The organism is Synechococcus sp. H60.3, assembly GCF_047462295.1.
Lineage (GTDB): Bacteria > Cyanobacteriota > Cyanobacteriia > Thermostichales > Thermostichaceae > Thermostichus.
Genome location: NZ_JANSIY010000029.1, coordinates 1 through 25239, shown reverse-complemented (window position 1 = coordinate 25239; position 25239 = coordinate 1). Strand labels below are relative to the sequence as shown.

Genomic DNA, 25239 nt, shown 5'->3' with positions numbered 1-25239 from the left:
TGAAAGCCTTGTGGGGCAAGGCATCGAGCGGGTCAACGAAAGAATCGGCCTTTGCGGGATTTGGCGAGGCGCTCGCAAAGCCGCTGCTACCGTTTTTGTGTTGCTTTGCCAACACGAGATGCGTAGGGGATTAGCCCCGCAGGCGACCGGAGCGCAGGATGCTGAGGATGAGCCACAGCCCCAGCAGGCTGGCGGCGCCAAAGAGCAGCTCGCTTAGCCAAAAGACCTGGAAGCGCTGGGTTTGCGCCGAGATGATGGCAGCGCCAATAATCAGGGATCCAACCAGGATGCTGTAGGAGAGGCGGTTGGCCGACTGGTCCAGGCTGGTGCGGAGGCCTTCCAGCTCCTGCACCGTCAGGTTCCAGCGCTGGGTCTCGGAGGTGATGCGGCTAAGCAGCACTTCCAGTTGCCGCGGCGACTGCAGCGAGAGGTTTTTGAGATCCAGGGCTGTGCGCAGCAGCGAGGGCAGGGGGGCATCCCCCAGCAACTGCTGCCGAAACACATCGGCCATCAGGGGGCGAATTTGCTCCGGCAGATTGTAGTCTGGAGTGAGCTGGCGGGCGATCCCTTCCAGGTTGGCCAGGGCCTTGGCGCACAGCCCCAGGTTGCCGGGGATGCGGATCTGGTTGCGCCGCGCCGCCTGCAGGATCTCGGAAAAGAGCTCGCTAAAATCCAGCTCGGCAACGCTCAGGGTGTAGTACTGGCGCAAGAGGCGCTCGTATTCCCTCTGCAGTTGGGCCAGGCTGACGGCGGGATCCCGCGGGCTGCCTCTGGGACTTTCCGGCAGGGCCAGTTCCAGCGTGAGCTCGGCACAGCGCTGGGCATCCAGGCTGACGATGGCCAAAATCAGCTCCAGCACAATCTGCTGCGTGCGGGGATCCAGCCGCCCAATCATGCCGCAGTCCAAGAGGGCCACGCGACCGGATCCCAGGTAGAAGAGGTTGCCGGGGTGGGGATCGGCGTGGAAATAGCCGTCGAGGCAGATCTGCTGGAAAAAGGCGCGGGTGAGCAGGCGGGCAATCTGCTGCGGGTCGGCGTCACTGCGATCCGCCTCCAGCAGGGGCTTTCCCTCGATCCACTCCAGCGTCAGCACCTTGGGGGTAGTGAGCGCCCAGTAGACGCGCGGCACCACCAACTGCGCTGGGTCAAACCAACGGCTGGCCTGCAGGTGTTGCCGCAGTTGCTCCGTGTGGCGGGCTTCCTGGGTAAAGTCCAGCTCCGCCTGCAGCGCCCGGCAAAACTCATTGGCCAAGGCCACCACGTCTGTTAGCCTACCGAACTCCGTTTGCGCCACCAGCTCAGCAATGCTGCGGATGAGCTTTGTATCCCGCTCTACTATTGCCTCCAAACCCGGCCGCTGGATCTTGAGAGCCACCGCTTCGCCGCTGAGCAGGCGGGCGCGATGGACTTGGGCAATGGATCCCGCTGCCACCGCTTCTGTGTCCAGGCTGCTGAATATCTGCTCCAGCGGCTTTTGCAACTGCTGGCGCAGCAGGATCTCCACCGCCTTCCAGGGCACGGGGGGCACATTGCTCTGCAGCGTGCTGAGGGCCTCGATGTACTCCCGCGGCAACAGATCGGGGCGGGTGCTCAGCAACTGGCCCAGCTTCACATAAACCGGCCCCAGATCCACCAGGATGTTGCGCAGCACCATCGGCGGCGGCAGTTGCGGCTCTTCCGCCTTGCCCAAGGAGAGCAAGCGCCGCATGTAGTCCCAGCCGTGGCGCAGGACTACTTCCAGGATCTCCGCCTGCCGGGCGCTGTTCTGAGCCAGCCGCGCAAAGACCACCCCTTTTCCCTCCTCTGCCGAAATTGCCTAGAGACAGCCTAGAAAAAGGGCACGGGAGCCACCCGGCGGGTTCCGTCCCAGCCGCTGGCTAGCCCCTCCCGCAAGACCCGCAGCACTTCGTCGGTGCTGGCGTTGGGCTCGACAAAGGAGAAGAGGTGCTTATAGCGCAGCCTCCCCTCGCGATCCACAATGAACTGGCCCGGCAGGGGCGCCCCCATCGCTTGGCCGACACCGTAGAGCCGAAAGGTCTTGCACTCCGGATCCACCAACAGCGGGTAGGGCAGTTGCAGGTCGGCTTGGATCTGTTGGCTTTGCACCGGGTCGGTGCTGGTAATCATCAGCAGCTCTGCTCCCAAAGACCGGATCTCCTCGTAGCGGGCCTTCAGCTCCTGGATGTGGGGGTAGCAGAAGGGGCAGAAGAGTTTTTCCGTGAAAATGCGGGTAAAAGCCAGAACCACCGGCTGGTGGCCGCGGTAGTCCGACAGGCGCACGGGATCCCCGTGTACATTGGGCAGCTCAAAGTCGGGGGCCAGCTCGCCAATCTGCAGAGGGCTGTTGGCCGGCTGGGGGATGAAGTTGTCGAAAAAGCGACGGTTGAACAGGCCGCTGTTGCTGGTCATTGCCATTTTTTACGTTTCTTTACTACCTGCCACCAGCCTAACCCAAAGCCTCGGCCACTGCCTTTAGCCGTCGCAGTTGTGCCCGCATGTCGTGCCGGGTTAGCTCTGCTGCCACCAGGTAAAACCCCGCCGCCACCCAGGGGTTGGGGATGGAAAACTCAAAGCGGTTCACCAACAGCGTTCCCGACGCTTGGGGGCGGCACTCCCAGCGGTCAGTGCCCTGAAAAAACCCCTCAAACTGCCACTGCACCAGACCCTCGGCCCGCTCGGTAATCACGCAGTCCAGGCTGGGGGAAATGAGAGGCAGGCGCAGGAAAAAGCGGTAGCGGCTGCCCAGTTGCCCCGTAGGGGATCCCAGCGCTTCGCAACCCAAAAGCGGGTTAAGCCAGCGCCGCATCAGCTCCGGGTCAATGAGACAGCGCTCCACCCGCGCCACGTCAGCGGCAATTTCAATTGCTTGGGTATAGACGGGCATGCTTCAAGGAAAGGCTGCAGCAGCAGGCTGCGCTTTGCCGACAGGGGCAACGGTACTCAGCAAAATCAAGATATCGCGGTACTCCACCTGATCCGGCCCGCGGCGGGGGGATCCCACCTGAATGACTGCCTGGTGCAGGGACTGTTCAGGGTGGGGGGGAGACTCAAACACAAGGGTGCGGATGCCGTTGGCCTGTTCCAGATCCGAGAGGAGATCCCAGCCCCGGCCCCAGAGGGTACGGCGGTAGTAGGCGGCAATCTCCTCCAGAGGCTGAGAGGTCTGCAAGAGCAAGGAGGTCAGCCCCCCCTCCTGATCCCAGATTTGCCCGGAAGAGAGGACGGCGGCTTCGGGCAACTGCAACTGCGGCGGGAAGTGGGGAGGAAGGGCGCGGGTATCGCCCACGGAAGCCGCAAAATGGGTGCCATCTTCGCCAACGTGGCGCAGCACCGGATCCAGCGGGGCAGCTTCGGAAGGAGGTGGCTCTGGCAAAGGGCGACAGGCAGCCAGCAAGGCTAGCATTAGCCAAGCCAGAAGTTGCACCTGAGCTGGGCAAAAGTCTCCTCTCATCCGTAGCCAGGGATCCCTCAGGTGGGTTATAGCGGATCCCTGTCCTTCCCCACAAGCGGTTAGCTGCACAACCGGCAAGGGCACAGCCTAAGATAGTAGAGACGGCGGATCCCGGCCGGGGTTAAGGTGGAGAGGTGTCCGAGTGGTTTAAGGAAGCAGTCTTGAAAACTGCCGTGGCGCAAGCCACCGTGGGTTCGAATCCCACCCTCTCCGTCCTGGAATCTTTCGCCATCTGCTGAAGTTTCCAGAAGCTCTGGTTCTATGCCAACACCGACGCCAACGCCGACAACTTTGCAGCTCACTAGCTCCGCTTTTGCCCCCTCAGAACCCATCCCCTCCCGCTACACGTGTGAAGGAGAAGACCTTTCTCCCCCCTTGACTTGGTCGGGGGCACCTGTAGGAACCCAAAGCTTTGCCCTAATCATGGATGATCCTGACGCGCCCAGAGGCACCTTTGTCCACTGGGTGGTCTACAACTTGCCCGCCAGTGTCACGAGTCTGCCAGAAGGGATCCGCTCCGACAGCGACCTGCCCCAGGGGGCCGTCCACGGGCAAAACAGTTGGGGACGCAATAGCTATGGCGGCCCTTGCCCTCCCAGCGGCACCCACCGCTACTTCTTCACCCTCTACGCCCTGGACAGGCGACTGGCCTTAGCACCAGGGGCCACCAAAGAGGCCTTGCTACGGGCCATGACAGGCCACATCCTCGCCCAGGCCCAACTGATGGGCACCTATCAAAGAAAAAGGTAGGGGAGAACCTCAAGCAAGGGGTACCCACAGGCTGGAGCTGAGCCTTGCTGAAAGCAAATCCCACATCTCTGCTCTCCAAGAAATTTGCCCTGCCGCCGTCTTCCTGCCCAGGACAGGGATCCCCAGCTGGGCCTGCAACTGCCAGACCAAGAGGGGTTCTTCTAGGGAGGAGCCGGATGCGGATTCCAGCAACACCCATCCCAGGCAGTGAGTCTTGGCTTGGTGAAGCAAGGCCGCAAAAGCAGCTCCCTGGCTAAGGGCCGCTTCCTGGGGCAGCGTCAGAAGTACCTTGAACCCCCAGGCAGCAGCTAGGTCGGCCCAGGTTTGGCCGGGCCCTATCGGATCAGCTAGGGTGCCGGGCACCACCAGCAGGGGATCCCTTTCCCCTTCCCAGGCAGCAATCTGTTGCCAGAGGGCCTTGAGCTGTGCTTCAGAAGGGCTGGGATCCACGCGGAGCAGCCCCCAGGGACGTTCTACCGCCTCTTGCCAGGCTTCTGCCACTGCCGCTGCTGCCGGGATTCCAGGCCAGGTGTCGGCTACCATTACTCTCATGGCTCTCCGGTCTCGGCTTCCCAGAGGTTCAGAAACTCGGGTTGCACCTCGAAGCCAAACACTAAGGCCATGTCCCGCAGCATCGAGACGGATCCCAGTTTCTGCTGCTTAAACCAGCGCATCAGCACGAAAATCTTCTGATAGACGAAGATCTCCAGTGCTTCGGGGTTATAGACGATCCCTTCGCGGGGGTTGAATTGGTGGGGCACCAGCATGGCAGCGTAGCGAGCCAGCTCACCGCTGCGCCAGTCAAGAAAGTAGGGCATCCAGGGGTAAACCGTATCCCAGCGGATAAACCACAGGCGCACTTCCGGGATCTCCGAGAGCTCGCGCGGATCGTCGGGGCTGCGCGGCCAATCAATGGAACATTGCACCTGCTGAGCGGCGCGAACGGGATCCGCCATCAAGGTTTTCACCAACTCATGGCCCGGCGTTAAATCCAGGGTTTGAATGGCTTTGGCAGGCAGGTAGAAGGTAATCGGCACGACGACAAGCAATCGCTTTAACCCAGTCTCGATCCAGGCGAGGGCTTCCGCAAGGGAGAAACCCTATCCGCGGATACCATTAACCCATTGCAGCTTATCTCAGCTCTGGGCTATTCACCCCTGCCACCGGGATCCCCAGCTGGGTGAGATCGAGGGCAAAGCCTGCGGTTACCAAAAACACCTGGTCGGCCAGAGGAGCCAGCTTTTGGGTGAGCTCTCCCATCCGATCCCGAAACCGCCGCCCCAGCGGATAGGCAGGTACCACCCCCCAGCCCACCTCTTCTGAGACCAGGATCACCTTTCCTCGGCAGCTGTGCAACGCTGTCAAGAAAGATTGCGCCAAGGGATCCCACTCCTCAGGGGAACACTCCAGGCCCTGCGCCACCCAGCCCCCCAGCGAATCCACCAGGGCACAACAGGGCTGCGGCAGCTTCTGCAGTTCGGAGCCCAGGTCTGGCCCGGTTTCCCAGGTTTGCCAGGTGGGAGGACGCCGTTGCCGGTGCTGCTGAACCCGTTCCGCCCACTCCGGGTCGGCCTCAGGGTCGGGTTTGGGCCCGGTGGCCAGATAGATGACCGGCAGGCCGGAAGCAGCCGCCAGGTTCTCCGCCAGCCGACTTTTGCCGCAGCGGGCAGGGCCACAGATAAGTACAAGCGACATTAGGCATTGGGATGGAAGTCAATCGTTAGATTAGCTCAGTATTGGGTAGTCTCTACTGCCTCCAGCTTGATTCGAAATGTAAGACTTAAAGACTCCTGCGCGGAGTTGGGGCACACTCTACTTAGGCTTACGTTTTACCTTGGCAAGCCCCAATCCAGGGAACTGAGGTTCTATGCCTATCCGCATTCAACACAGCCCACAACTAGAGGAGAAAACATACTTTGCCTATAGAGGCTTAGAGCCGTTTCCCTTGGTTAATATTGGCTCTCTCAGCTATGGATGTGAGTTCTTCGTTTATGGGATGGGAGAACCTTCGCAGGTAAAGATTGGCCGCTGTAGCTCAATTGCACAAGGGGTACATTTTTTTGCAGGCTACGAGCACCACACTGACTGGGCTACTACCTATCCTTTCACTCACCTACCCGAGTGCTGGAGTGAGCTGCGCGTCTTGGAAGGTCACCCTTTGACTCGCGGAGATATTCTGGTTGGACACGATGTTTGGATCGGCCATGGCGCCATGATTCGCTCAGGAGTGACGATTGGAAACGGAGCAGTTGTTGGAATGGCTGCAGTGGTGACAAGGGATGTCCCGCCCTATGCAATTGTTGCCGGTGTGCCCGCCAAAGTAGTTCGCTACCGCTTCTCACCCGAGGTAATCGAACAGCTCAGCCAGCTTGCTTGGTGGGATTGGCCTCTTGAAGCAATACGTCAAGCAGCACCTCTTCTTTGTCGACCCCTGGATCAAGAAACTCTGGCAGCACTAGCTGAGTTTAAGCAAAAGCTTCTAGCTCCGTAAGGTTGGAGTTAGGATGAGGATCGATTCAACTAGGGGTAGGTCGACAAGTCCCGATTCAGAATGCAGACATGATGGATCTTAAACCGGCATCTTCCCCTGCCCAAAATACTTCTTCAGCCACCTCGCAAGCCTCTCCGCCCCTTTGGCTAAGCCTGGCGCTGGGGATCACCACCGCTCCTGTTTTGTTAGGACTGATCTTGGCGGATCGCGCTGCCAAGTGGCTGGGATCCCTGAGCTGGGAAGATCCAGGCTGGTGGTTGGGGGAACGGCTGCCCAACCTCGATAGCGCCGCTCTCCGCGCCCAGCAGCAAGAACACCAAGATTCTGGGCCAGCGGAGCATCCCTAGCTCCTCGTCGCTTTCGTATCATGGGTAGAGCAAGTCCGTCGCAGGAGTGAGCATCCTTTGCGGAGATCGGTCAGGCCAGCGCAAGAGTTCACCTCCACATTCTTGGGAGCGCTGTTTTGGCTGAGCGCATTTTTCTTTACAGCTGTGTTGAGTGCCTGTTTGGGCTACCTCTTCGGCCAGCGCGCCCTGTCGGGGGTCTCCTCTCCTGTTACCGAAGCTGGCAATGCTTCCTCCTCCCGTGGCGTTCGCGATCCCCGCACTGTGCCCCTGTTGAACGAGGCCGAGGTGATTGCAGCAGCGGAAGCAAGCCTGCGCCCACCCCCCACCCCTACCCCTCTCTTCACCCCTACACCCGTTCCCGTAGCCAGACCCACTCCGACGCCCACCCCCCCTTATCTCCTGAGTTGGCGGTAGCCCCATCCCCCACCCTGCGGCCTGCTTCTCCCTCTCCCCAACTGCTGCGCCCCTCGCCGCCACCAGCACTTACACCACCTCCCCCACCTCGGCAAGTGGCTGCCAGCGGGCAGGTTGCCATGCAGGTGCTCTCAGTTCGCCGCGAGGGAGGGCAAGTGGTTTTGAACGTGGCGATGCAGAACAATTCGGCAGAGACGGTGCGCTTTCTCTACAGCTTCCTGAACGTTACTGACGACACCGGACGGTCAATCAACGCCCTCACCCAGGGCTTGCCCGGGGAGCTGCCTCCCAACAGCCAAGTCTTCCAGGGAACTGTCCGCATCCCCGCCTCCAGCTTGGCCGGATCCCGGTCTTTGTCCTTGAGCCTGGCCGATTATCCCAGCCGCCGCCACCGAGTCGGCGTGAGCGGGATCCCGGTGCCGCAATAGCCCTGTCTGGAGACTGCTGGTACGATCGATGCAAAGCGGAGTTGAGAAGCGGTGCCCAGCCCAGCCTTTGAGCGCCCTGAGCAGATTCGGGAGCTCTTCGACCGCATTGCCCCCCACTACGATGCCCTCAACCAAACCCTGAGCCTGGGCCTGCATCAGGTTTGGAAGCGCATGGCTGTGCGCTGGTCGCGCGCCGGCCCTGGCGGGCACGTGTTGGATCTCTGCTGCGGCACTGGCGACCTGGCGCTACAACTGGCCCGCCGGGTGGGACGAAGGGGACATGTGGTCGGCCTGGATTTCTCCCCGGCCATGCTGGATATTGCTCGGCGGCGCTCCCGTCTTTTTCCCGGCTACTTCCTCGAGTGGGTGTTGGGAGACGCCCTGGCCTTGCCTTTTTCCGACGACAGTTTTGATGCCGTTACAATGGGCTATGGCCTGCGCAACGTAACCGATATCCCGCAGGCGTTGCGAGAGATTTGCCGGGTGCTCAAGCCCGGCTGTCGCGCCGCTATTTTGGACTTTCATCGCCCCACAGGGATCCCGTTTCTTGCTCACTTTCAGCGCTGGTACCTGAACACCCAGGTCGTTGCCCAGGCCCAAACCCTGGGACTGGGATCTGAATATGCCTACCTCGATCCCAGTTTGGACGGCTTCCCCTCTGGCGAAGAGCAGCGGCAAATGGCCTTGCAGGCAGGATTTTCTACTGCCAAGTTTTACCCCCTAGCCGGTGGCATGATGGGAGTGCTGGTGGTTGCAAGATGATCCAAACGGCTTCTCCCCTCGCTCCTTAGACCCCCCTCTTCCTTTGGGAGAGGGGCTGGGGGTGAGGGGGTCACCAGCAGTGCAGAGCGCCTGGCCAGCGTCTCAAACCGGTTGAAGAAGCAGCTTAGGATGCGGCCTCCGAGGAGACGCAGCGGACTTGGCCAAGAGGGGCTTGGCGGCTAGGGAGCAACATAGCGATCCTGGGAGAGGAGCTTGTTGCCGCGATAGACGCTCACCTGCAAATGCTGGGGATCCAGCCGCTGCTGCTCCACGTGAATGGGGGGGATCTGGAGGGCGTGGCGGGATCCCCGTCCCAGCACCGACACGATGAGATTTTGGCCGCGGATCTGAAGGCGCAGGCGCACCGGCCAAGGGAAGGGGTTGCGCAGCTTGAGGTCGGCCAAGCCGTACCAAACGGTGGCATCCAGGCCGGGGGGTACCGACTCCACGGGGCGGTAATGGGGGTGCCTTTCCACCACCTCCAGCCCCGCCAGCAGAGCAGCGTTGTATAGGCTGGAGGAGACTTGACAGATCCCGCCCCCAACCGAATCCAGGGTTTCGGCCACCATGAATACCGGCGCAGGCAGATAGCCCCGCTCGAGGGTGCGCGGCCCTACCACCTGGTTGAAAGAAAAAACTGCCCTTGGCCGAATGTAAACCCCATCCAGGCTTTGGGCAGCCTGGCGAATGTTGTGGAGCTGCGAGGGAGTGCGCTCCTGCAAGGAAGTGGTGTATCGGCTCAGGGGGGTTGGGGTGGGATCCGTCCACCACAGAGCCAGCAGGGCCAGGGCCAACCCCACCGACAAAGCCAATCCCCGCATCTTCCCTTTCACTTTTCCCAAGACACCTTGGCTTTCAAGAGAACCTCACCCTGGGGTTGGCGAGGGACGGCAGCGGCTTGGGCCGTAACCAGCACCTCTTGGGGGCGGGCGCCCTCTGGCAGCGGGTGTGGCGGGCGCAAGGCCACAAGTGCGGATCCCTGGGCATCCACCTGAAAGGTGCCGCAGTGGAGGATCTCGCCGTCGTCCAGCTTGAGCCAGAGGTGGTAACGCTCTCCAGGGGCCGGTTGGGGCAGATCCCTTGCCGCCAAGACCACCTCCTGCCACTCTCCTGGGCGCAACAGCAGGTTGGCCGACCCCACCTCTCCCTGCAAGTTCACCAGACGGGATCCCGGCTGTTGTAAGAGATGGGACAATGTCTGCACCGATTCTAGCCGGGCCAGTTGCAGCGCCTGTCGCAGTCGCCAGTTGTCGAAAACCAGCAAAGCCAAGGCCCCTGCTGCCAAGCCCCCTACCCAGCGCCACTCAGCCGTGAGGCGACCGAACCCCAGAGAGGACAGTGCCGGCTGAAGAGGGGTCAGCGCCTCCTCAATGCCCGCCTCTGCCATCACCTTGCCCCGCAAGCTGGCCGGCGGAATCACCCCTGGCAACCCATAGGGCAGCAGATGCAGGGTTTCTTGCAGGGCCTGCAACTCTGCCAGCAACCGCGGGTCTTGGGTTAGGCGTGCCTCCAGGGCGCTTGCCTGTTCAGGAGACAAGTCCCCCAGCAGATAGCCGGCCAGTTCTTCCTGTGCTTCTGATGAAGGGGGCGAGGCGGCTTCAGACCCAGAACTTAACTCCAAGGAGAGCGATTCCCGCAACTTGCAGAGGGCCTGGCGAGTGCGGGCTTTAACCGCCTCCAGCGGGATCCCCCAGTGTTGGGCAATGTCCGCCTGGCTCAACCCCTGGTAGTAGAGCAGCTCGAGAACCTGCCGTTGGCTTTCCGGCAGTTGGCTGAGGGCCTCCTGCACCGCTTGCCGTCGCTCCTCGAGGGAGAGCTGCTCAAAAGGGATCGGAGCACTGCCATCGGCGGCGAGCAGGGGTTGCCAGTGTTTCAAAAAACGTTGATGGCTATCCTGGGAGCGCAGACGCTCAATGGCTCGCGAACGGGTCAACGCACACAAAAAACTGCTCACGGATCCCTGCCGCGGATCATAGTCGGGCTTGTGCCACAGTTCGACAAACACCGCCTGAGTCAGATCTTCCGCCTCGGCCGCATGGCCCAGGATCTTAAGGGCCAGCCCACAGATCAAGCCGGCATAGCGATCGTAGAGTACAGCCAGGGCAACAGAATGCCCTGCCGTGAGCGCTTCCATCAGCTCCACATCGCTGCGGGATGGCCAATCCCTCACCCGCTCGCGCCAGGGAGACGGAGTCCTTGGTTGCTCAGCCATGCTACACCCAGCGTCGTCCCACAGAAACGAAGATAGACCTGATGAAAGCCTATCCCCTCAGCCGCGGCGAGCCGCCCACTCCAGCCCCAGCAGAGCCGTGTTCACCAGCAAGGCCAGGGATCCCACCGCTAGAGATCCAGCCCAGATTTTGTCGTAGCGACCGGCCTGGGCAATGCCCTCAAAAAGCAGGGTGCCCAGCCCCCCTGCCCCAAACTTGGCCCCCACTGTGGCAATGGCAATGGCCACAATTGCCGCCAGCCGCAAGCCGGCCAGGGCAACCGGCAGCATCAGGGGTAGCTGCACCTGCCACCACCGCTGCCAGAGGTTCATCCCCAGACCCTTGGCTGCCTCCAGAAGAGCCGGCTCCACTGATTGCAAACCCACGTACAGGTGGCGCACCAAGATCACCTGCGAGTAGAGCACCATCGCCACCACCACCGAGCGGGCATTGAGCCCGAACCAAGGGATCAGCAAAATGATTAGAGCCAGGCTGGGCACCGTGTACAGGATGCTGAGGATCCCCATCAGCGGTAGGGCTAGCCAGCGCACGTGGTGAACCAGCAAAGCCAACGGCAGCGCCAGCACCAGCGCAATCCCCAAGGCCGTCGCCACCATTGCTAGGTGCTCTTGGGTAAGCTGCCACACCAAGCCGGGATGGCGGAGAAGGTAGCTCATGCGGATCCCCCCTCCAGCATGGCCAGATGGCGGATGTGATCCAGGGTAACGATGCCGATAGCCCGCCCGTCTTCCCACACCGTGAGAGCCGCCGCCCCCGTGCGCAGCAGCAGCGACAAGGCCCGCCGTAGGGTTTCGTGGGGCTTTACCACCGCCCCCTCCTGGATCTGGTGGTTGTGCGGGATCCGCTCCATCGCCGTTTCCACCCGCAGCACGCTCAGTTGCCGCACCATGTCGTCTGCCCCCAATAGCTCTCTGACAAAGGGGGTGGCCGGCTGGGTGAGCAGTCGAAAGGGAGTATCGAACTGCACTACCCGCCCCTGCTGCATCACCAAGATGCGATCTGCCAGGCGCAGCGCCTCTTCCACGTCGTGGGAGACGAAGAGGATGGTCTTTCTCAGTTGCCGCTGCAGGCGCAGGATCTCATCTTGTAGCTTGCTACGGGTGATGGCGTCGAGGGCCCCAAAGGGTTCGTCCATCAGCAGCAGATCCGGATCCCCGGCCAGCGCCCGCGCCAGCCCCACCCGCTGCTGTTGGCCGCCTGAGAGTTGAGCCGGGTAGCGACGTCGGTATTCTTGGGGGGGCAAGTTGACCAAGCTGAGCAGCTCGTCCACTCGCTCGCGGATGCGCTCCCTTGGCCAGCCCAAAAGTCGCGGCACCACCGCCACATTCTGGGCCACCGTCATGTGGGGAAACAACCCCACCTGCTGGATGACATAGCCGATGCGCTGGCGCAGCGCCGTCACCGGAAAGTGGCGGATATCCTGCCCATCCAGGCGAATCTGTCCTTGGGTGGGCTCCAGCAGCCGGTTCACCATCTTCAGAAGGGTGGTTTTGCCGCAGCCGGAAGGGCCGAGGATGACCACCAACTGCCCTGAGGCCACAGAAAAACTGCACTCCTCCACAGCCGGACGGGAACTGTGGGGGAAGCGCAGCGATACCCGCTCGAATTCAAGGGTGCTCACGCCGGGGCCTCGGGCAACGGCTATTCCTTCAAAATACCGGCCTCCACCAAGAAGGATCTCGCCACCTCTGCCGGCTCCTTGCGCTTGCCGCTCACCTCGTAGTTCAGCCGCTGCATCACCTCGTCCGTCAGCAACGGAGCAAGGGCGTTCAAAGCAGTGGCGATGCCGGGGTTGGCCTCCAGGGTATCTTTGCGCACCACCGGCGCCACCTGGTAAGGGGGGAAAAGCTGCTTGTCGTCCTTGAGCACCACCAGGTCAAAGGCGGCAATTTCCCCGTCAGTGCCAAAGGCCACCGCCACATCCGCCTCCCCATTGACCAAGCCCTGGTAGCGCAGGCCGGGATCCACCGCCTTGTAGGCTTTGAGGCGAAAGTTGCCGTAGACCGCTCGCAGTCCCGGCAGGCCGTCTTCGCGGGCTTGAAACTCCGGCGGCCCGATCATCACCAGCTCGCCTGCTCTGGCCACCATGTCTGAGAGGGTAGTGATGCCCAGCTCCGCCGCTCTGGCGCGGGTCATGGCCAGGGCCTGGGTGTTGTTCATGGGGGCCGGATCCAGCCAAACCAGTTGGAACTGGCGCTCGTACTCGCGGGCCACCGTCGCGTATACCTGGGCCGGGTCGCTGCTGCTGGGCAGCTTGAGCACCGTCAGCAGGCCGGTGCCGGTGTACTCCGGGTAGAGATCGATCTCGCCGCTCAGCAGGCCGGCATGGGCCACCGGCGTTCCCCCCAGGTTGAGCTTGCGCTCCACCGCCAACCCCGCCGCCTCCAGAGCCAAGGCGTACATTTCCCCCAGAATAAACTGCTCGGTGAAGTCCTTAGAGCCGACCACAATCGGTTTGGCAAGGCCCGCTTGAGGGGCAAGAACAAGGGCGGCCAGCCCCGAGAGGGCCAGCAGAGCCAGGCGACGAGTGGTTTTGAGCATGGCAAAAGGGATCCCCAACTCGAGACAAGCGGCCCTGCCGAGAGTGTTCCGGCCTGGGCCAGGAAGTTGCGACTGCTAAGCCACCATTAAACCATTATTGTCCCCGATCCGTAACTGCAAGAGCGACAGCGGCACTACCGGCATTGCCCCGCCCCAGAGCCTCAACCCCATCCCATTAGCCTCTGCCGGGGGCCGGGAACGATCCGGTGACGGCCCGGATCTTCTGCCGCCGCCCAGCTCGCTCGATCTCCAGCTCCAGGGTGCTGCCCACCTCGGTGCGCTCCACCTCCTGTTGCACTTGGTCGGCGGTGGTGACGGCGCGGCCATTGATGGCAAGAATGATGTCTCCGGCGCGCAGGCCCGCCCGCTCTGCCGGGGATCCCTGGATCACCTCGCCGATGAGCACCCCCTGATCCACCGTCACGAAAATGCGGCTGTTGGGATCCTGGTTGAGACGTTCCTTCAGGTCGGGGGTGAGGGTGAGCATACGGATGCCCAGGTAGGGGTGATCCACCTTGCCGCGGGCGATCAACTGGTTGGCCACCCGCTGGGCTGTCTCGATGGGAATGGCAAAGCCCAGCCCTTGCGCCCCTTGGATGATAGCCGTGTTCACCCCGATCACCTCCCCTTGAGCATTGAGCAGGGGGCCGCCTGAGTTGCCGGGGTTGATGGCCGCATCCGTCTGGATAAAAGACACCCGCTTGTCGGGCACGCGGATCTCGCCGCTGGAGCGGCCCAAAGCGCTGATGATCCCAGCGGTTACGGTGTTGTCCAGCCCCAGGGGGTTGCCGATGGCAATGGCCCACTGGCCCGGCTCCAGAAGTTCGGAGCGGCCCAGCTTCACCGTCGGCAGGTTCTGGGCCTCGATCTTCACCACCGCAATGTCCGTCACCGGATCGGTGCCAATTACTTTGCCGTCAAAGCTGCGGGTATCCTTGAGCGTCACCGTCACCTTGTCGGATCCCTCGACCACATGGGCGTTGGTGATGATCTGGCCGTCCGGGCTGATGATAAAGCCGGAGCCAGTGCCCTGTTGCCGCCGTTGGCGGGGGATGGAAGGGATCGCTTGGCCAAAGAAATCCCGGAAGAAGGGATCGCTAAAGAACTCCTCTGGAAAAGCGCCCGGAACACGCACCGTCCGCTCGGAGTCGATGCGCACCACCGCCGGCCCTACCTTTTGCGCCACCTCGGCGATAAAATTCAGGTTCAGTTGGGGCGGGGTTGCCGTCGTTTGCGCAGATACTCCGTTGCTTCCCATGAGAGCTGCTCCTAGCCCAATGCCCAAGAGCACCAGCAGCAGCGGCGAGAGAAGAGACTTAAGAACGGCCAAAGGCTCAAAAAAGGAACGAACTCCGTCCTGCTGATGCAAACGGGCAGGTTGAGCAGAAGCTTCTGAACTGGGAGAAGGTTGGCCCGGCATGGATGTGCTGCGCTTCATAGCTACCTGAGTCAAGGAAGAGAAGAGCTGGGAGCGCAGAAATACCTTGGCCCCCTGCGAAACCTAGGGCCTAATCTAGCATGGACAGCAGGGATCCCAAGGCGGCAGCCGCGGCGCTTTTCCGTACTTCCATCTGGGTTGAAGAGCAGCGGAATCTGCTTGCCTGGAGTAGCCACCCTATATCCAACTGGCTTTGATGGGGATAGAAGGCCAGACAGGGCTGTTGTCCCCAGCTTTGGCCGGCTTACAGCTAACGTAGAAGTGGTAGATCGGGGGTAAGACCATGACCAACCCAGCCCGTCGTCTGTTGGCTCCTCTACTCGCCGGTTTTCTCTGGCTACCGGCAGCCACCCCGGTTTTGGCGCAAAGGGATCCCTTGCCGCCACCGCCCCCCGGCCAGGGATGGCGCCCGGTGAACCCCCTTCCCCCTGATGAGCCAAGCCAGCCCTTTCAACTGCAAACCACCTTGCTGTTGCGCTCTGGGGATCTCATCCAAGCCGTGCATCGCTCTCCGGAAGCCCTCTTGATTGCCCCTGGCGAAACCCGCGCCGTCAGCCTTAGCCTGGAGACTCCCCTGCGGGATATCTACGGCAACATGGTCGTGCCGGCGGGAGCTATCCTAGAAGGCCAATTCCAGCCGGTGAGCGGCGGCACCCAGTTTGTCTCGCGGGCCTTGATCTTCAACGGCCAATCCTATCCTCTCTACGCCCAAAGCCAGGTAATCCCGCTGCGCAAGGATCCCCGCCACACTTCTGCAGAGGCAGTTGTGCAGGATGCCCTGATCGGGGCGGCGGCAGGGGCGATCTTGGGCGGCCTGTTCGGCGACCGGGTGATCTCGACGGAGAAGGTGCTAGGTGGAGCGGCAGCGGGGGCCGTGATCGGCAATGTGACGGCGCCGGAGGTGGCGGTGATCGATCCCAACGCCAACTTGACCCTGACGGTCACTCAGGACTTTCAGCCCTATCTGCCCTAGCGACACCTGAAAAGCGCAACTTAACTTTAACTCCCTAGCGCCGATCGCCATCCCTTGCCACACTGCCCGCCCTCAAGCTATTGCCCACTCCGCAAAGCTAAGCAGGGGTGGGTTGCTCTGCGGCCACCTGGGGCTATTCCAGCTGGCCCAGCAGGGACTGTTTTACGCTTATTGACAAACGTCCCCCTTGCCGGACAGCCGCTGCAGGAGTTGACGGGAAGGGAGCGCTCCTTTCCTGGGAGGCATTTTAAGAAGTGTGAAGATCTGAGATGGCAGACGGCAAGCATGTCGGAAAATAGCTTGCGGGTATGCTCGTCATACTCTTTAAAAAATTGACTTGAGGATGGATGTCCATGAGTGTTGTCACGAAATCGATTGTGAATGCGGATGCAGAGGCCCGCTACCTCAGCCCGGGGGAGCTGGATCGGATCAAGTCCTTTGTTACCTCCGGCGAGAAGCGGCTGCGCATCGCTCAAGTCTTGACTGAGTCTCGCGAGCGCATCGTCAAACAAGCTGCCGATCAACTCTTCCAGAAGCGTCCTGACATCGTCTCCCCAGGTGGCAATGCTTACGGAGAGGAGATGACGGCAACTTGCCTGCGGGACATGGACTACTACCTGCGCCTGATCACCTACGGGATCGTTGCCGGCGATGTCACCCCGATTGAGGAGATTGGCTTGGTGGGGGTGCGGGAGATGTACAACTCTCTGGGCACGCCTATTCCGGCGGTGGCCGAGAGCATTCGCCAAATGAAGCAGGTGGCCATGGGCCTGTTGTCTCCTGAGGACGCGGCTGAGGCTGGTTACTACTTTGACTTTGTGGTGGGGGCAATGAGCTAATCCCTACATTGTTCTAACCGCGCAACTGTTTAACGTTCACCGATTTGGATTTAGGAAGCTCATCATGCAAGACGCGATTACTGCTGTGATCAATAGCTACGACGTCCAAGGCAAGTATCTCGACAGCTCGGCCATGGACAAGTTGAAGGCTTTCTTCGCCACGGGCGAGCTGCGGGTGCGAGCGGCTGCTACAATCGCGGCCAACGCCTCCACCATTGTTAAAGATGCGGCGGCCAAGGCGTTGCTCTACTCCGACCTCACCCGTCCCGGTGGTAACATGTACACCACCCGTCGCTATGCCGCTTGCATCCGCGACATGGACTACTACCTGCGCTACGCTACCTACGCCATGTTGGCTGGGGATCCCTCCATCCTCGACGAGCGGGTGCTCAACGGCCTCAAAGAGACCTATAACTCGCTGGGAGTGCCGATTGGGGCCACCATTCAGGCCATTCAAGCCATGAAAGAAGTAACCGCTGCCCTGGTGGGGCCTGAAGCCGGCAAGGAAATGGGTGTGTACTTCGACTACATCTGCTCTGGCCTGAGCTAACTGCCAGCGTCATTGCCTTGGCGTGAGGTTCATTGTCTAACGAGCATGACAGGCGATTTGCCGCAGGGATCTGGTGTGCTAACTGGGGTACGCGAGCTTTCTGAGGTGAGTCGCCTGTTTTGCTGGTCAAGTCAGTTACTTTGCTGTCAACAGGGATCCTTTATCATGCGCCTGTTTAAGATCACGGCCTGTGTGCCCAGCCAAACCCGCATTCGCACCCAGCGGGAGCTGCAAAATACCTACTTCACGAAGCTGGTGCCCTACGACAACTGGTTTCGGGAGCAACAGCGTATCCAAAAGTCGGGTGGCCGTATCCTGAAGGTGGAGCTGGTTGCCGGCAAGCCTGGGATAGACGTAGGACTGCTGTAGTTCCCCTGCCTGTTTGCTGTTTCTCCTCCATACTGAGAATACCCCCAGCCAGATCCGACATGCCCAGCCTCAGGAGGTTTGCCCTTGAAGTTGGGCTAGCGGATCTGATTGTTTTAGGGGGGGGAGGAGCTATGTCGTCTGACGTGCCAATCCGACTTGAGCCGATCATCGTGGCTCGCGACCTGAGCAAGGTTTACCCGGTAGCCATTAAGGAAGCGGGGGTGGTCGGTACGTTGCGCCACTTTTTTCGCCGTACCTATCACTACATCGCAGCGGTGCAATCCATGAGCTTCCAGATTCAGCCGGGGGAGGTGGTGGGTTTTTTGGGGCCGAACGGGGCAGGCAAGACCACTACCCTCAAGATGCTGGCGGGTCTCATCTACCCTTCCGGGGGCACGCTGCAGGTGGTCGGCCATATGCCCTACCGGCGGGAGCCAGCTTTTTTGCGGCAGATCACCCTGGTGATGGGCCAGAAGCAACAGCTTATCTGGGATCTGCCGGCCATAGATTCTCTGCGGATTAACGCTGCCGTTTATGAGATCCCGGAAAAGGAGTTTCGCGAGCGAGTGGGGGAGTTGGCGGAGCTGCTCGACCTGCAGGGCAAGCTGAAGCAGCCAGTGCGCAAGCTTTCTCTGGGGGAGCGGATGAAGGCGGAACTGCTGGCGGCCCTGATCCACCGCCCGCAGATCTTGTTTTTGGATGAGCCGACCTTGGGGTTGGATGTTAACGCTCAGGCCGCCGTGCGGCAATTTCTGCGGGACTACAACCGCCGCTACGGGGCAACAGTCTTGTTGACCAGCCACTACATGGCCGACATTACGGCGCTCTGTGAACGGGTGCTGGTGATCAGCGCCGGGCAACTCATTTACGATGGCGGCCTCGAGGAGCTGCGGCAGCGCTTTGCCCCCTATCGCGAGGTGAAGCTGGAATTGGCTCGCCCCTGCCCCCTCGCCCAATTGCAAGTCTATGGAGAGCTGCGCAGCGAGGGGGATCCCGGCAGCAGCTGTGAGGTGCGGCTGTGGGTGCGGCGGGAACACCTCACCCAGACGGTCGCCCAGCTCCTGGCGGATCTGGAGGTGCTGGACTTGACGGTAACAGACCCGCCGATCGAGGAAGTAATCAGGCGGGTGTTTGCGGAAGGGATCCCTGCAGCCCGCTCCTAGAGGAGCACTCCTGGCGGCAGCCCATCAGATCTTCTGGGTGGCAGCCTGCCGTTGCTCAGCCGTCGAGCGGGCCGCGTGCAGAGCGGCGTAAAGCTTATTGAGGGCGTTCATATAGGCTTGGGCTGAGGCAACGATGATGTCTGTATTGGCGGCGTGGCCAGAGAAGACGCGATCCTCGTGGCGCAGGCGAATGGTGACTTCCCCCATGGCGTCGATGCCGGCGGTAACCGACTGGACGGAAAACTCGATTAACTTATTGGGGATGTTGACGATGCGGTTGATGGCTTTGTACACCGCGTCCACCGGACCTGTGCCCACGGCGGCGTCCACCCGCTCTTCACCCTCAGGGGTGATCAGGCGCACGGTGGCGGTGGGAGCCTCGTGGTTGCCGCACACCACTTGCACGTGCTCCAGGCGGTAGAGATCGGGTACCGGGCGGGTCTCGTCGTTGACGATTGCCTCCAGATCCAGGTCGGTGATCTCTTTCTTCTTGTCCGCCAGCTCTTTGAAGCGCAGGAAGGCTTTGTTCAAATCCTGCTCTGAGAGCTCGAAGCCCAACTCCCGGAGGCGGGTACGGAAGGCGTTGCGGCCCGAGTGTTTGCCCAGCACCAGCGTGCTCGATTGCAAGCCGATGGTCTGGGCGTCCATAATCTCGTAGGTCTGGCGGTTTTTGAGCATGCCGTCCTGGTGGATGCCCGATTCGTGGGCAAAGGCGTTGGCACCGACAATGGCCTTGTTGGGCTGCACCAACATGCCGGTGAGGTTGGAGACCAGGCGGGAGGTGCGGTAGATCTCCTGGGTTTTGATGTGGGTGAGGGGTTTTTCCGAGTCCACCGGCAGGCCAAAGTAGGGGTTGAAGTAACTGCGGCGCACGTGCAGGGCCATCACCAACTCTTCCAGCGCCGCGTTGCCGGCCCGCTCGCCGATGCCGTTGATGGTCACTTCCACTTGCCGTGCCCCCTGCTTGATCGCCTCCAGAAAGTTGGCTACTGAGACTCCCAGGTCGTCGTGGCCGTGAACCGAGATAATGGCCTGCTTGATGTTGGGCACGTTCTCGCGGATGCCCTTGATCAGTTGGCCGAACTCCTCAGGCATGACATAGCCGACGGTGTCCGGGATGTTGATGGTTTTGGCGCCGGCCCGAATGGCTGCCTCGATCACCTGGTAGAGAAACTCCGGATCGGAACGGGTGGCGTCCATCATGGAGAACTCCACATCGTCCACGAAGGACTTGGCGTAGGCCACCATCTCTTCGGCAATTTGCAGCACTTCGGCGCGGGTCTTGCGCAACTGGTACTTGAGGTGAATGTCCGAGGTGGAGATAAAGGTGTGGATACGGGGCTTGGCGGCGGGTTTAAGAGCTTCGGCTGCCGCTTCGATGTCGGCCTTGAGGGCGCGGGCCAGGCTGCAAATGACAGGGCCGTCGGGGGTGCCCACCTGCTCGGCCACCTTCTGCACCGCCTCGAAGTCCCCGGGGCTGGCATAGGCAAACCCAGCTTCAATGATATCGACCCCCAGCCGGGCCAGTTGCCGGGCGATGGCCAGCTTCTCTTCGGTGTTCAGCGTGGCGCCGGGACACTGCTCCCCGTCGCGCAGGGTGGTGTCGAAAATGAGCACGTGATCCAGAGCTTGGCCATCAAATGTGGAAACCGCCGCAGCATCCATAATCTTTTCGGACAACGAAACAGCGCTTTTTATTTTGACATCTTATTCTGGCACTGCTGGATGGAGTTTGGGATCGGGTTTGGAAGAGAGCTGGCGGGCTTCTGTCGGAGTGGCTGTAGGTCTTGCCATCTTTCTCTCGGGGGCGGAAGAGGTTGTGGGAAGGCGGATCCCGAAGGCTCAGGTCAGCAGGTGTTCGTATTCTCTCTCGTCAGGTGGGCCAGGTGGATCTGGCGCAGGGTGGGGCCGACGTAGCCAATGCAATCCAAGTAGGCCCTGATTTGGGCAGGGGTCAGCGGCTCTAGCATCAGCACAGGCGCCCCTTAGGTTGGCTTCGAGCGAGCATCTGGCCTATACCCTGGCCTTGCTGCGGATCCCTGGCCAGAGCCAGAAAAACAGTTTTTGGCGACGCCCCAACTCTCTACCACCAAAGAACAAAGCAAAAAGAGAATGCTACGATAGCGGCAAGAAAAAAAGAAGGCGAAGCGTTACATGGCAGAATATACTCGGTCGATTTCCTTTTACGGGCGGGAAATTGACATCAATATTGGGTTGATGGCTCCCCAGGCAGGTTGCGGAGTCTGGTTAACTTCTGGGGAAACTTCGGTCTTGGTTACGGCTACGCGACAACCCGGCCGGGCCGGTGTCGATTTCTTGCCTTTGCTGGTGGACTATGAGGAGCGGCTCTACGCTGCCGGGCGGATCCCAGGAGGCTACTTGCGGCGGGAAGGTCGGCCACCGGAGCGGGCCACCCTGATCTCTCGTCTTATAGACCGGCCCCTGCGGCCTTTGTTCCCAGAATGGCTGCGGGACGATGTGCAAATCGTGGCCACTACCCTCTCGGTGGACGACAAGGTGCCGCCCGATGTGTTGTGTATTTTGGGGGCCTCGCTGGCCATCCATGGTGCTCGCATCCCCTTCAACGGCCCGGTGGCGGCGGTGCGGGTTGGCTTGGTTAAAGATGAGTTCATCCTCAACCCCACCTATGCCGAAATCGAGGCCGGCGATCTGGATTTGGTGGTGGCTGGCTGTGCTGACGGCGTGATCATGGTGGAGGCCGGCGCCAACCAACTGCCGGAAAAGGACGTGGTCGAGGCCATTGAGTTCGGTTTCGAGGCCGTTCAAGAGCTGCTCAAGGCCCAACAGCAAGTTTTTGCCGATCTCAACATCACCCCTGTGGAGCTGCCCCCGCCCCCCCAAAACGAGGAGCTGATTGCCTTTGTGGCGGAACACGCCCAGGAGAGCATTCGCTCCATCCTTAGGCAGTTCCTAGACAAGACCAGCCGCGAGCAACAACTGGAGGCGATCAAGGCCAATCTGGAGGCCCAGATCCAGGAACGGCCAGAGGGGGATCCCTTGCGGCTCTACCTCCTGGAAAATCCTAAGGAATTGGACAACCAGTTCAAGGCTTTGACCAAAAAGCTGATGCGCCAGCAGATCTTGCAGGAGGGGGTGCGGGTAGATGGGCGCAAGCTAGACGAGGTGCGGCCAGTCTCTTGCCGGGTAGGCTTGATCCCGCGGGTACACGGCAGCGCTCTGTTCAACCGCGGCCTCACCCAAATTCTTTCCATCACCACCCTAGGTACCCCTGGCGATGCCCAGGAGTTGGACGATCTGCACCCGGTGGACGAAAAGCGCTACATGCACCACTACAACTTCCCCGGCTTTTCCGTGGGAGAGGTGCGGCCCTCACGCTCGCCAGGACGGCGGGAAATTGGACATGGGGCGCTGGCGGAGCGGGCCTTGGTGCCGGTGCTGCCCAAGGAAGAGGAGTTTCCCTACGTGGTGCGGGTGGTGTCGGAGGTGCTCTCCTCCAATGGCTCCACCTCGATGGGATCCGTCTGTGGCTCTACTCTGTCCTTGATGGATGCCGGGGTGCCGATCAAAGCGCCGGTCAGCGGTGTAGCCATGGGCCTAATTAAGGAAGGGGACGAGGTGCGCATCCTCACCGACATCCAGGGCATCGAGGACTTTTTGGGGGATATGGACTTCAAGGTGGCCGGCACGCGGGCCGGGATCACCGCTTTGCAGATGGACATGAAAATTACCGGCATCACCGTGGATGTGGTGGAGAAAGCCATCCTGCAGGCTAAGGCCGGGCGTGACTATATCCTCGACAAGATGCTGGAGGTTCTCCCAGCACCTCGACCCCAGTTGGCCAAAACGGCTCCCCGTCTGCTCACGTTCAAGGTGGATCCGGAAGATATCGGCAAGATCATCGGCCCTGGCGGCAAAATGGTGCGTAGCATCACGGAAGCGACAGGAGCCAAGGTGGACATCAGCGACGATGGCACGATCACCGTATCCTCCTCGGTAGGCGGCCAGGCAGAAGCGGCGCGGGCGATGATCGAAAACCTAGTGCGGCGGGTAGAAGAGGGGCAGGTGTACCTGGGCAAGGTGACCCGCATCATCCCCATCGGCGCCTTTGTGGAGTTCTTGCCCGGCAAAGAGGGCATGATCCACATCTCGCAACTGGCGGAGTACCGCGTCACCCGGGTAGAAGATGAGGTGGCTGTGGAGGATGAGGTGGTGGTCAAGGTGCGCAGCATCGACCACAAGGGCCGCGTTAACCTCACCCGTCTCGGCATTAGTCCCGAGGAGGCGGCACGGGTGCGCAACCATCACCCCTGAAGTTGCGGTCTTTCCCCAGCAACTGGGTGGGCAAGGGATCCTCTCGCCGGCCGTTGTCGGCGGCCAAGATGGCAGAGGAGGCACTCTTCAACTTGTTGGCCTCAACAGCCCCCTATGCCGAATCTCGCTGCTCCCCTTCTCGCTGGCCAAGGGCGTGATCCTCAAAAGCAACTGTCTCCCTCTCGGCGGCGACTGGGCTGGGCCTTAGCTTGGGGCCTGGGGTGGGCCACCTTGCTCAACCTTTCTGCCCAGCACCCTTTGTTGCTGCGGCTGGAGAGCGACGCCCAGGAATGGCTCTACGCTTGGCGCGGCCCTCAGCAGCCTTCCCCGGAGGTGGTGATCATCGGCATCGATGGCCGCAGCGATGGGCAGGGAAAAAATGGTGATGGCCAGCACAATGTTGACTTTCTCCTGGAACGGGCTAACTACGCTGGCCTGACCTTGCGCCTACTGGAAGAGGCCAAAGCCAGGGTGGTGGTGTTAAACCTGCCCAGTAGCTTTGTGGTGCCGCAGAATCTGGGTAACGAGGACCTGGATGCTCCCCTGCGTCAGGTTATCCAGCGCTACCCAGATCGCGTGGTCTTGGCTACCCGCAGCAGTGAGAGCTTTGGCCGTTCTGAGATCAACATCTACAACCACTTTTTGCCCTTTTCCTCCCTGCGGCTGGAGTACTTAGTGGCACCGGAACATGTCCAGGGAGTGGTGCAACACCGCCTGGACGGGGCTGGAATCCTGCGCCAGGCCCAGTTGCGGGGGCTTTACCTACGCCGCGACAGCCAGAAGGAGCAGATGTTTGCCTCGGCGGAGGCCTTGGCTTTTGCCAAGTACGACCCGGAGCGGGCCAGCCGCTGGTTGCGCGAACGGGGTTTGCAGCCAGTTCAATTCAACCCCCTTGGATCCCAGCACAGCATCCCCATCATTCCCATCGAGCAGATCTGTCCGCCGGTGATCTCCCAGACGGGATCCGGCTCCCCAACGCTCAGCCCCGGCCAAGCCTGCCGCGGCCAAGAAGGGATCCCTCCCCTCGACCCCAAAGTTGCCGACCAACTACGAGACAAAATCGTCCTAGTGGGCTTTGTGGGGGGGTACCCGGAGACCTTCCCGGTGCGGACGGTGGATGGATCCCAGATTGCGGCAGTCGAGCTGCAAGCGCAAATCCTCTCGAGCCTGCTCACCGGAGAGGTGTACCGATCCCTGCCGGCAGGGCTAGCGGCGGGGGTTGTCTTCCTGCTGGGTGCGGGAACGAGCCTGAGCTTGGTGCTCTATCGCCCCTCCCCGCGACAGAATTGCCGGGACTGGAAACAACAGCGGTTTCTCCTCTGGCCGGTGGCGGGGCTGACCGCTTATGAGGGGTGGGCCGTAACCCAATTTTTGCTGTGGCGTTGGATTTGGCCACTGACCTTGCCGGCTTTGGCTGTCGGCCTAGCGGGGGTGAGCCTGCTTCTGACCTTGGTAATCCTGGAGAACCAGGAGCGGCTCTTGGCCCAACAACAGGAACTGGAGCGTCTGCGCCGGGCCGAGCAGGAGGCCGCCATCGACCAAGCCCGCAAGCTGCTCTACCGCATTGCCACCGACATTCACGATCGTGAGCTGCAGGAGCTGAAGGTGGTGATGGACGAGCTGGAAAGCTTGCAATGGCAACAGCAGCAGGGTAAGGATCCCGATCCTGCCATTTACGATCGTCTGCTGGAACAACTGGAAAGGATCGGGCGAGGCATTCGCGAGCAGCTTAACGATGTGCGCACCCTGGCCACCAAGCTGCGCATTTCCCCTAGCTTGCGGGAGGGCTTGCACCGGGGCATTGACACCTATCTGGACGAGCTGATTCGGACGGGCAGCCTGACCTTGCCTGTGGAGCGCCATCTGCAACCTCTGGAGGAGCCCAATACTAGCGAGTGGTTTGACCAACGGGAGGATATCTTGCGCTTTTTGCGAGAGGCCATCGGCAATGTCATCGCCCATGTGCAACCTCCCAAGGGCAACGCCTCCTTCGTCAAGGTGTCGTTGGTGCAAAAGGAGCGCCACTGCTGCTTGTCGGTCATCAATGACGGCGTAGAATACGCCCCCAGCCCCGGTGGCGGCTATGGCAGCAAGGCCATGAATACCATTGCCCGCTACCTGCCCAAGGGATCCTGGCATCGCACCCACACCCCGGAGGGCTATACCTACGTCGAGCTGCACTGGGAGATGCCACTTTGA

Annotated in this window: 27 protein-coding genes, 1 tRNA gene and 1 pseudogene; 14 read left to right on the top strand and 15 right to left on the bottom strand. The window is 61.1% G+C overall.

All coding sequences use genetic code 11. The annotated features are described in order from the left end of the window. Window positions 1-130: 130 nt before the first annotated feature. The 4 genes from NW841_RS04990 to NW841_RS04975 are packed head-to-tail and all read right to left on the bottom strand — an operon-like array spanning window position 131 to window position 3520. Complete coding sequence (locus NW841_RS04990; protein WP_414385638.1) at window positions 131-1789, bottom strand: ABC1 kinase family protein; 1659 nt, start codon at window positions 1787-1789, stop codon at window positions 131-133. A 38-nt stretch (window positions 1790-1827) separates the two neighbouring features. Continuing rightward, on the bottom strand, window positions 1828-2409 hold the full coding sequence (locus NW841_RS04985; protein WP_414385636.1) for a peroxiredoxin family protein: 582 nt from the start codon (window positions 2407-2409) through the stop codon (window positions 1828-1830). Window positions 2410-2446: 37 nt separating this feature from the next. Further along, entirely contained in the window at window positions 2447-2884 is a 438-nt protein-coding gene (locus tag NW841_RS04980; RefSeq protein ID WP_414385635.1) for an SRPBCC family protein, read from the bottom strand. A gap of 3 nt (window positions 2885-2887) precedes the next feature. Further along, entirely contained in the window at window positions 2888-3520 is a 633-nt protein-coding gene (locus NW841_RS04975) for a hypothetical protein (RefSeq protein WP_414385641.1), read from the bottom strand. 59 nt (window positions 3521-3579) lie between these two features. Between NW841_RS04975 and NW841_RS04970 the strand changes: the two genes are divergently transcribed. Together NW841_RS04970 and NW841_RS04965 are read left to right on the top strand one after the other, a co-directional pair. After that, window positions 3580-3664, top strand: a tRNA-Ser gene (locus NW841_RS04970). Between the two features lie 48 nt (window positions 3665-3712). Continuing rightward, a complete protein-coding gene (locus NW841_RS04965) occupies window positions 3713-4201 on the top strand; it encodes a YbhB/YbcL family Raf kinase inhibitor-like protein (RefSeq protein WP_414385632.1) in 489 nt (162 codons plus the stop codon). Window positions 4202-4210: 9 nt separating this feature from the next. Here NW841_RS04965 and NW841_RS04960 read toward each other — a convergent pair whose 3' ends face one another. From NW841_RS04960 to cobU, 3 genes are all read right to left on the bottom strand, one after another. Continuing rightward, window positions 4211-4753 (bottom strand): hypothetical protein, encoded by a 543-nt coding sequence (locus NW841_RS04960; protein WP_414385631.1) that lies wholly within the window; start codon window positions 4751-4753, stop codon window positions 4211-4213. Further along, a complete protein-coding gene (locus NW841_RS04955) occupies window positions 4750-5250 on the bottom strand; it encodes a CRR6 family NdhI maturation factor (RefSeq protein WP_414385628.1) in 501 nt (166 codons plus the stop codon). The genes NW841_RS04960 and NW841_RS04955 overlap by 4 nt, the downstream gene beginning before the upstream one ends. Before the next feature lie 82 nt (window positions 5251-5332). Continuing rightward, complete coding sequence (cobU, locus tag NW841_RS04950; RefSeq protein WP_414385626.1) at window positions 5333-5896, bottom strand: bifunctional adenosylcobinamide kinase/adenosylcobinamide-phosphate guanylyltransferase; 564 nt, start codon at window positions 5894-5896, stop codon at window positions 5333-5335. 172 nt (window positions 5897-6068) lie between these two features. Here cobU and NW841_RS04945 point away from each other — a divergent pair, with 172 nt between their 5' ends. The 5 genes from NW841_RS04945 to ubiE all read left to right on the top strand — a co-directional run bounded on the left by NW841_RS04945 (window position 6069) and on the right by ubiE (window position 8643). After that, window positions 6069-6692 (top strand): CatB-related O-acetyltransferase, encoded by a 624-nt coding sequence (locus NW841_RS04945; protein ID WP_414378774.1) that lies wholly within the window; start codon window positions 6069-6071, stop codon window positions 6690-6692. Between the two features lie 68 nt (window positions 6693-6760). Next, window positions 6761-7039 carry a hypothetical protein gene (locus tag NW841_RS04940; RefSeq protein WP_414370544.1) on the top strand — a complete coding sequence of 93 codons (279 nt, stop codon included), beginning with the start codon at window positions 6761-6763 and terminating at the stop codon, window positions 7037-7039. 147 nt (window positions 7040-7186) lie between these two features. Next, window positions 7187-7453, top strand: coding sequence for a hypothetical protein (locus tag NW841_RS04935; RefSeq protein ID WP_414385625.1), 267 nt, complete (start codon window positions 7187-7189; stop codon window positions 7451-7453). Then, window positions 7444-7881 carry a hypothetical protein gene (locus tag NW841_RS04930; RefSeq protein WP_414385624.1) on the top strand — a complete coding sequence of 146 codons (438 nt, stop codon included), beginning with the start codon at window positions 7444-7446 and terminating at the stop codon, window positions 7879-7881. The genes NW841_RS04935 and NW841_RS04930 overlap by 10 nt, the downstream gene beginning before the upstream one ends. 51 nt (window positions 7882-7932) lie before the next feature. Beyond that, complete coding sequence (gene ubiE, locus NW841_RS04925) at window positions 7933-8643, top strand: bifunctional demethylmenaquinone methyltransferase/2-methoxy-6-polyprenyl-1,4-benzoquinol methylase UbiE (protein WP_414365504.1); 711 nt, start codon at window positions 7933-7935, stop codon at window positions 8641-8643. 179 nt (window positions 8644-8822) lie between these two features. Here the strand turns inward: ubiE and NW841_RS04920 are convergent, their stop codons facing one another. The 6 genes from NW841_RS04920 to NW841_RS04895 form a co-directional block, all read right to left on the bottom strand. Then, the gene (locus tag NW841_RS04920; protein ID WP_414378234.1) at window positions 8823-9464 is read right to left on the bottom strand and encodes a VanW family protein; all 642 of its coding nucleotides are present in this window, start codon (window positions 9462-9464) and stop codon (window positions 8823-8825) included. Between the two features lie 8 nt (window positions 9465-9472). Next, a complete protein-coding gene (locus NW841_RS04915) occupies window positions 9473-10855 on the bottom strand; it encodes a sigma-70 family RNA polymerase sigma factor (RefSeq protein ID WP_414334361.1) in 1383 nt (460 codons plus the stop codon). A 57-nt stretch (window positions 10856-10912) separates the two neighbouring features. Further along, window positions 10913-11530 carry an ABC transporter permease gene (locus NW841_RS04910; protein ID WP_414334363.1) on the bottom strand — a complete coding sequence of 206 codons (618 nt, stop codon included), beginning with the start codon at window positions 11528-11530 and terminating at the stop codon, window positions 10913-10915. Further along, window positions 11527-12495 carry an ABC transporter ATP-binding protein gene (locus NW841_RS04905; protein ID WP_414348773.1) on the bottom strand — a complete coding sequence of 323 codons (969 nt, stop codon included), beginning with the start codon at window positions 12493-12495 and terminating at the stop codon, window positions 11527-11529. Before NW841_RS04905 ends, NW841_RS04910 begins: the two co-directional genes overlap by 4 nt. A 20-nt stretch (window positions 12496-12515) precedes the next feature. After that, window positions 12516-13415 carry a glycine betaine ABC transporter substrate-binding protein gene (locus tag NW841_RS04900; protein ID WP_414334367.1) on the bottom strand — a complete coding sequence of 300 codons (900 nt, stop codon included), beginning with the start codon at window positions 13413-13415 and terminating at the stop codon, window positions 12516-12518. Between the two features lie 175 nt (window positions 13416-13590). Then, window positions 13591-14835, bottom strand: a complete 1245-nt coding sequence (locus NW841_RS04895; RefSeq protein WP_414334376.1) for an HhoA/HhoB/HtrA family serine endopeptidase — start codon at window positions 14833-14835, stop codon at window positions 13591-13593. A 301-nt stretch (window positions 14836-15136) separates the two neighbouring features. On the opposite strand from NW841_RS04895, the gene NW841_RS04890 reads away from it, so the two are divergent. The 5 genes from NW841_RS04890 to NW841_RS04870 all read left to right on the top strand — a co-directional run bounded on the left by NW841_RS04890 (window position 15137) and on the right by NW841_RS04870 (window position 18747). Further along, window positions 15137-15826, top strand: a complete 690-nt coding sequence (locus NW841_RS04890) for a hypothetical protein (protein WP_414337860.1) — start codon at window positions 15137-15139, stop codon at window positions 15824-15826. Between the two features lie 353 nt (window positions 15827-16179). Continuing rightward, window positions 16180-16665, top strand: a complete 486-nt coding sequence (apcA, locus tag NW841_RS04885) for an allophycocyanin subunit alpha (protein ID WP_011431038.1) — start codon at window positions 16180-16182, stop codon at window positions 16663-16665. Between the two features lie 64 nt (window positions 16666-16729). Continuing rightward, window positions 16730-17215, top strand: a complete 486-nt coding sequence (apcB, locus tag NW841_RS04880; protein WP_414365512.1) for an allophycocyanin subunit beta — start codon at window positions 16730-16732, stop codon at window positions 17213-17215. Between the two features lie 165 nt (window positions 17216-17380). Beyond that, window positions 17381-17584, top strand: a complete 204-nt coding sequence (locus tag NW841_RS04875; RefSeq protein ID WP_414365520.1) for a phycobilisome linker polypeptide — start codon at window positions 17381-17383, stop codon at window positions 17582-17584. Between the two features lie 131 nt (window positions 17585-17715). Next, complete coding sequence (locus tag NW841_RS04870) at window positions 17716-18747, top strand: ABC transporter ATP-binding protein (protein WP_414385622.1); 1032 nt, start codon at window positions 17716-17718, stop codon at window positions 18745-18747. 24 nt (window positions 18748-18771) lie between these two features. On the opposite strand, the gene NW841_RS04865 is transcribed toward NW841_RS04870, so the two are convergent. Then, window positions 18772-20412: a 2-isopropylmalate synthase gene (locus tag NW841_RS04865; protein ID WP_414365522.1), complete on the bottom strand. Its 1641-nt coding sequence runs from the start codon at window positions 20410-20412 to the stop codon at window positions 18772-18774. A 182-nt stretch (window positions 20413-20594) separates the two neighbouring features. Then, complete coding sequence (locus NW841_RS04860) at window positions 20595-20717, bottom strand: hypothetical protein (RefSeq protein ID WP_414365516.1); 123 nt, start codon at window positions 20715-20717, stop codon at window positions 20595-20597. A 184-nt stretch (window positions 20718-20901) separates the two neighbouring features. Between NW841_RS04860 and NW841_RS04855 the strand changes: the two genes are divergently transcribed. Both NW841_RS04855 and NW841_RS04850 read left to right on the top strand, forming a co-directional pair. Beyond that, window positions 20902-23040, top strand: coding sequence for a polyribonucleotide nucleotidyltransferase (locus NW841_RS04855; protein WP_414385619.1), 2139 nt, complete (start codon window positions 20902-20904; stop codon window positions 23038-23040). 114 nt (window positions 23041-23154) lie between these two features. Then, window positions 23155-24234: pseudogene (locus tag NW841_RS04850) on the top strand (CHASE2 domain-containing protein); the annotation flags it as partial. Window positions 24235-25239: the final 1005 nt, after the last annotated feature.

Bases quoted from the DNA above. Each gene is read 5' to 3' on its own strand.
- NW841_RS04900 (WP_414334367.1), bottom strand. From the start codon at position 13,415: ATGCTCAAAACCACTCGTCGCCTGGCTCTGCTGGCCCTCTCGGGGCTG.
- apcA (WP_011431038.1), top strand. From the start codon at position 16,180: ATGAGTGTTGTCACGAAATCGATTGTGAATGCGGATGCAGAGGCCCGC.
- NW841_RS04860 (WP_414365516.1), bottom strand. From the start codon at position 20,717: ATGCTAGAGCCGCTGACCCCTGCCCAAATCAGGGCCTACTTGGATTGC.
- NW841_RS04920 (WP_414378234.1), bottom strand. From the start codon at position 9,464: ATGCGGGGATTGGCTTTGTCGGTGGGGTTGGCCCTGGCCCTGCTGGCT.
- NW841_RS04980 (WP_414385635.1), bottom strand. From the start codon at position 2,884: ATGCCCGTCTATACCCAAGCAATTGAAATTGCCGCTGACGTGGCGCGG.
- NW841_RS04915 (WP_414334361.1), bottom strand. From the start codon at position 10,855: ATGGCTGAGCAACCAAGGACTCCGTCTCCCTGGCGCGAGCGGGTGAGG.
- NW841_RS04875 (WP_414365520.1), top strand. From the start codon at position 17,381: ATGCGCCTGTTTAAGATCACGGCCTGTGTGCCCAGCCAAACCCGCATT.
- NW841_RS04910 (WP_414334363.1), bottom strand. From the start codon at position 11,530: ATGAGCTACCTTCTCCGCCATCCCGGCTTGGTGTGGCAGCTTACCCAA.
- NW841_RS04890 (WP_414337860.1), top strand. From the start codon at position 15,137: ATGACCAACCCAGCCCGTCGTCTGTTGGCTCCTCTACTCGCCGGTTTT.
- NW841_RS04945 (WP_414378774.1), top strand. From the start codon at position 6,069: ATGCCTATCCGCATTCAACACAGCCCACAACTAGAGGAGAAAACATAC.
- NW841_RS04960 (WP_414385631.1), bottom strand. From the start codon at position 4,753: ATGAGAGTAATGGTAGCCGACACCTGGCCTGGAATCCCGGCAGCAGCG.
- NW841_RS04965 (WP_414385632.1), top strand. From the start codon at position 3,713: ATGCCAACACCGACGCCAACGCCGACAACTTTGCAGCTCACTAGCTCC.
- NW841_RS04985 (WP_414385636.1), bottom strand. From the start codon at position 2,409: ATGACCAGCAACAGCGGCCTGTTCAACCGTCGCTTTTTCGACAACTTC.
- NW841_RS04940 (WP_414370544.1), top strand. From the start codon at position 6,761: ATGATGGATCTTAAACCGGCATCTTCCCCTGCCCAAAATACTTCTTCA.
- NW841_RS04870 (WP_414385622.1), top strand. From the start codon at position 17,716: ATGTCGTCTGACGTGCCAATCCGACTTGAGCCGATCATCGTGGCTCGC.
- NW841_RS04865 (WP_414365522.1), bottom strand. From the start codon at position 20,412: ATGGATGCTGCGGCGGTTTCCACATTTGATGGCCAAGCTCTGGATCAC.
- NW841_RS04895 (WP_414334376.1), bottom strand. From the start codon at position 14,835: ATGCCGGGCCAACCTTCTCCCAGTTCAGAAGCTTCTGCTCAACCTGCC.
- NW841_RS04855 (WP_414385619.1), top strand. From the start codon at position 20,902: ATGGCAGAATATACTCGGTCGATTTCCTTTTACGGGCGGGAAATTGAC.
- cobU (WP_414385626.1), bottom strand. From the start codon at position 5,896: ATGTCGCTTGTACTTATCTGTGGCCCTGCCCGCTGCGGCAAAAGTCGG.
- apcB (WP_414365512.1), top strand. From the start codon at position 16,730: ATGCAAGACGCGATTACTGCTGTGATCAATAGCTACGACGTCCAAGGC.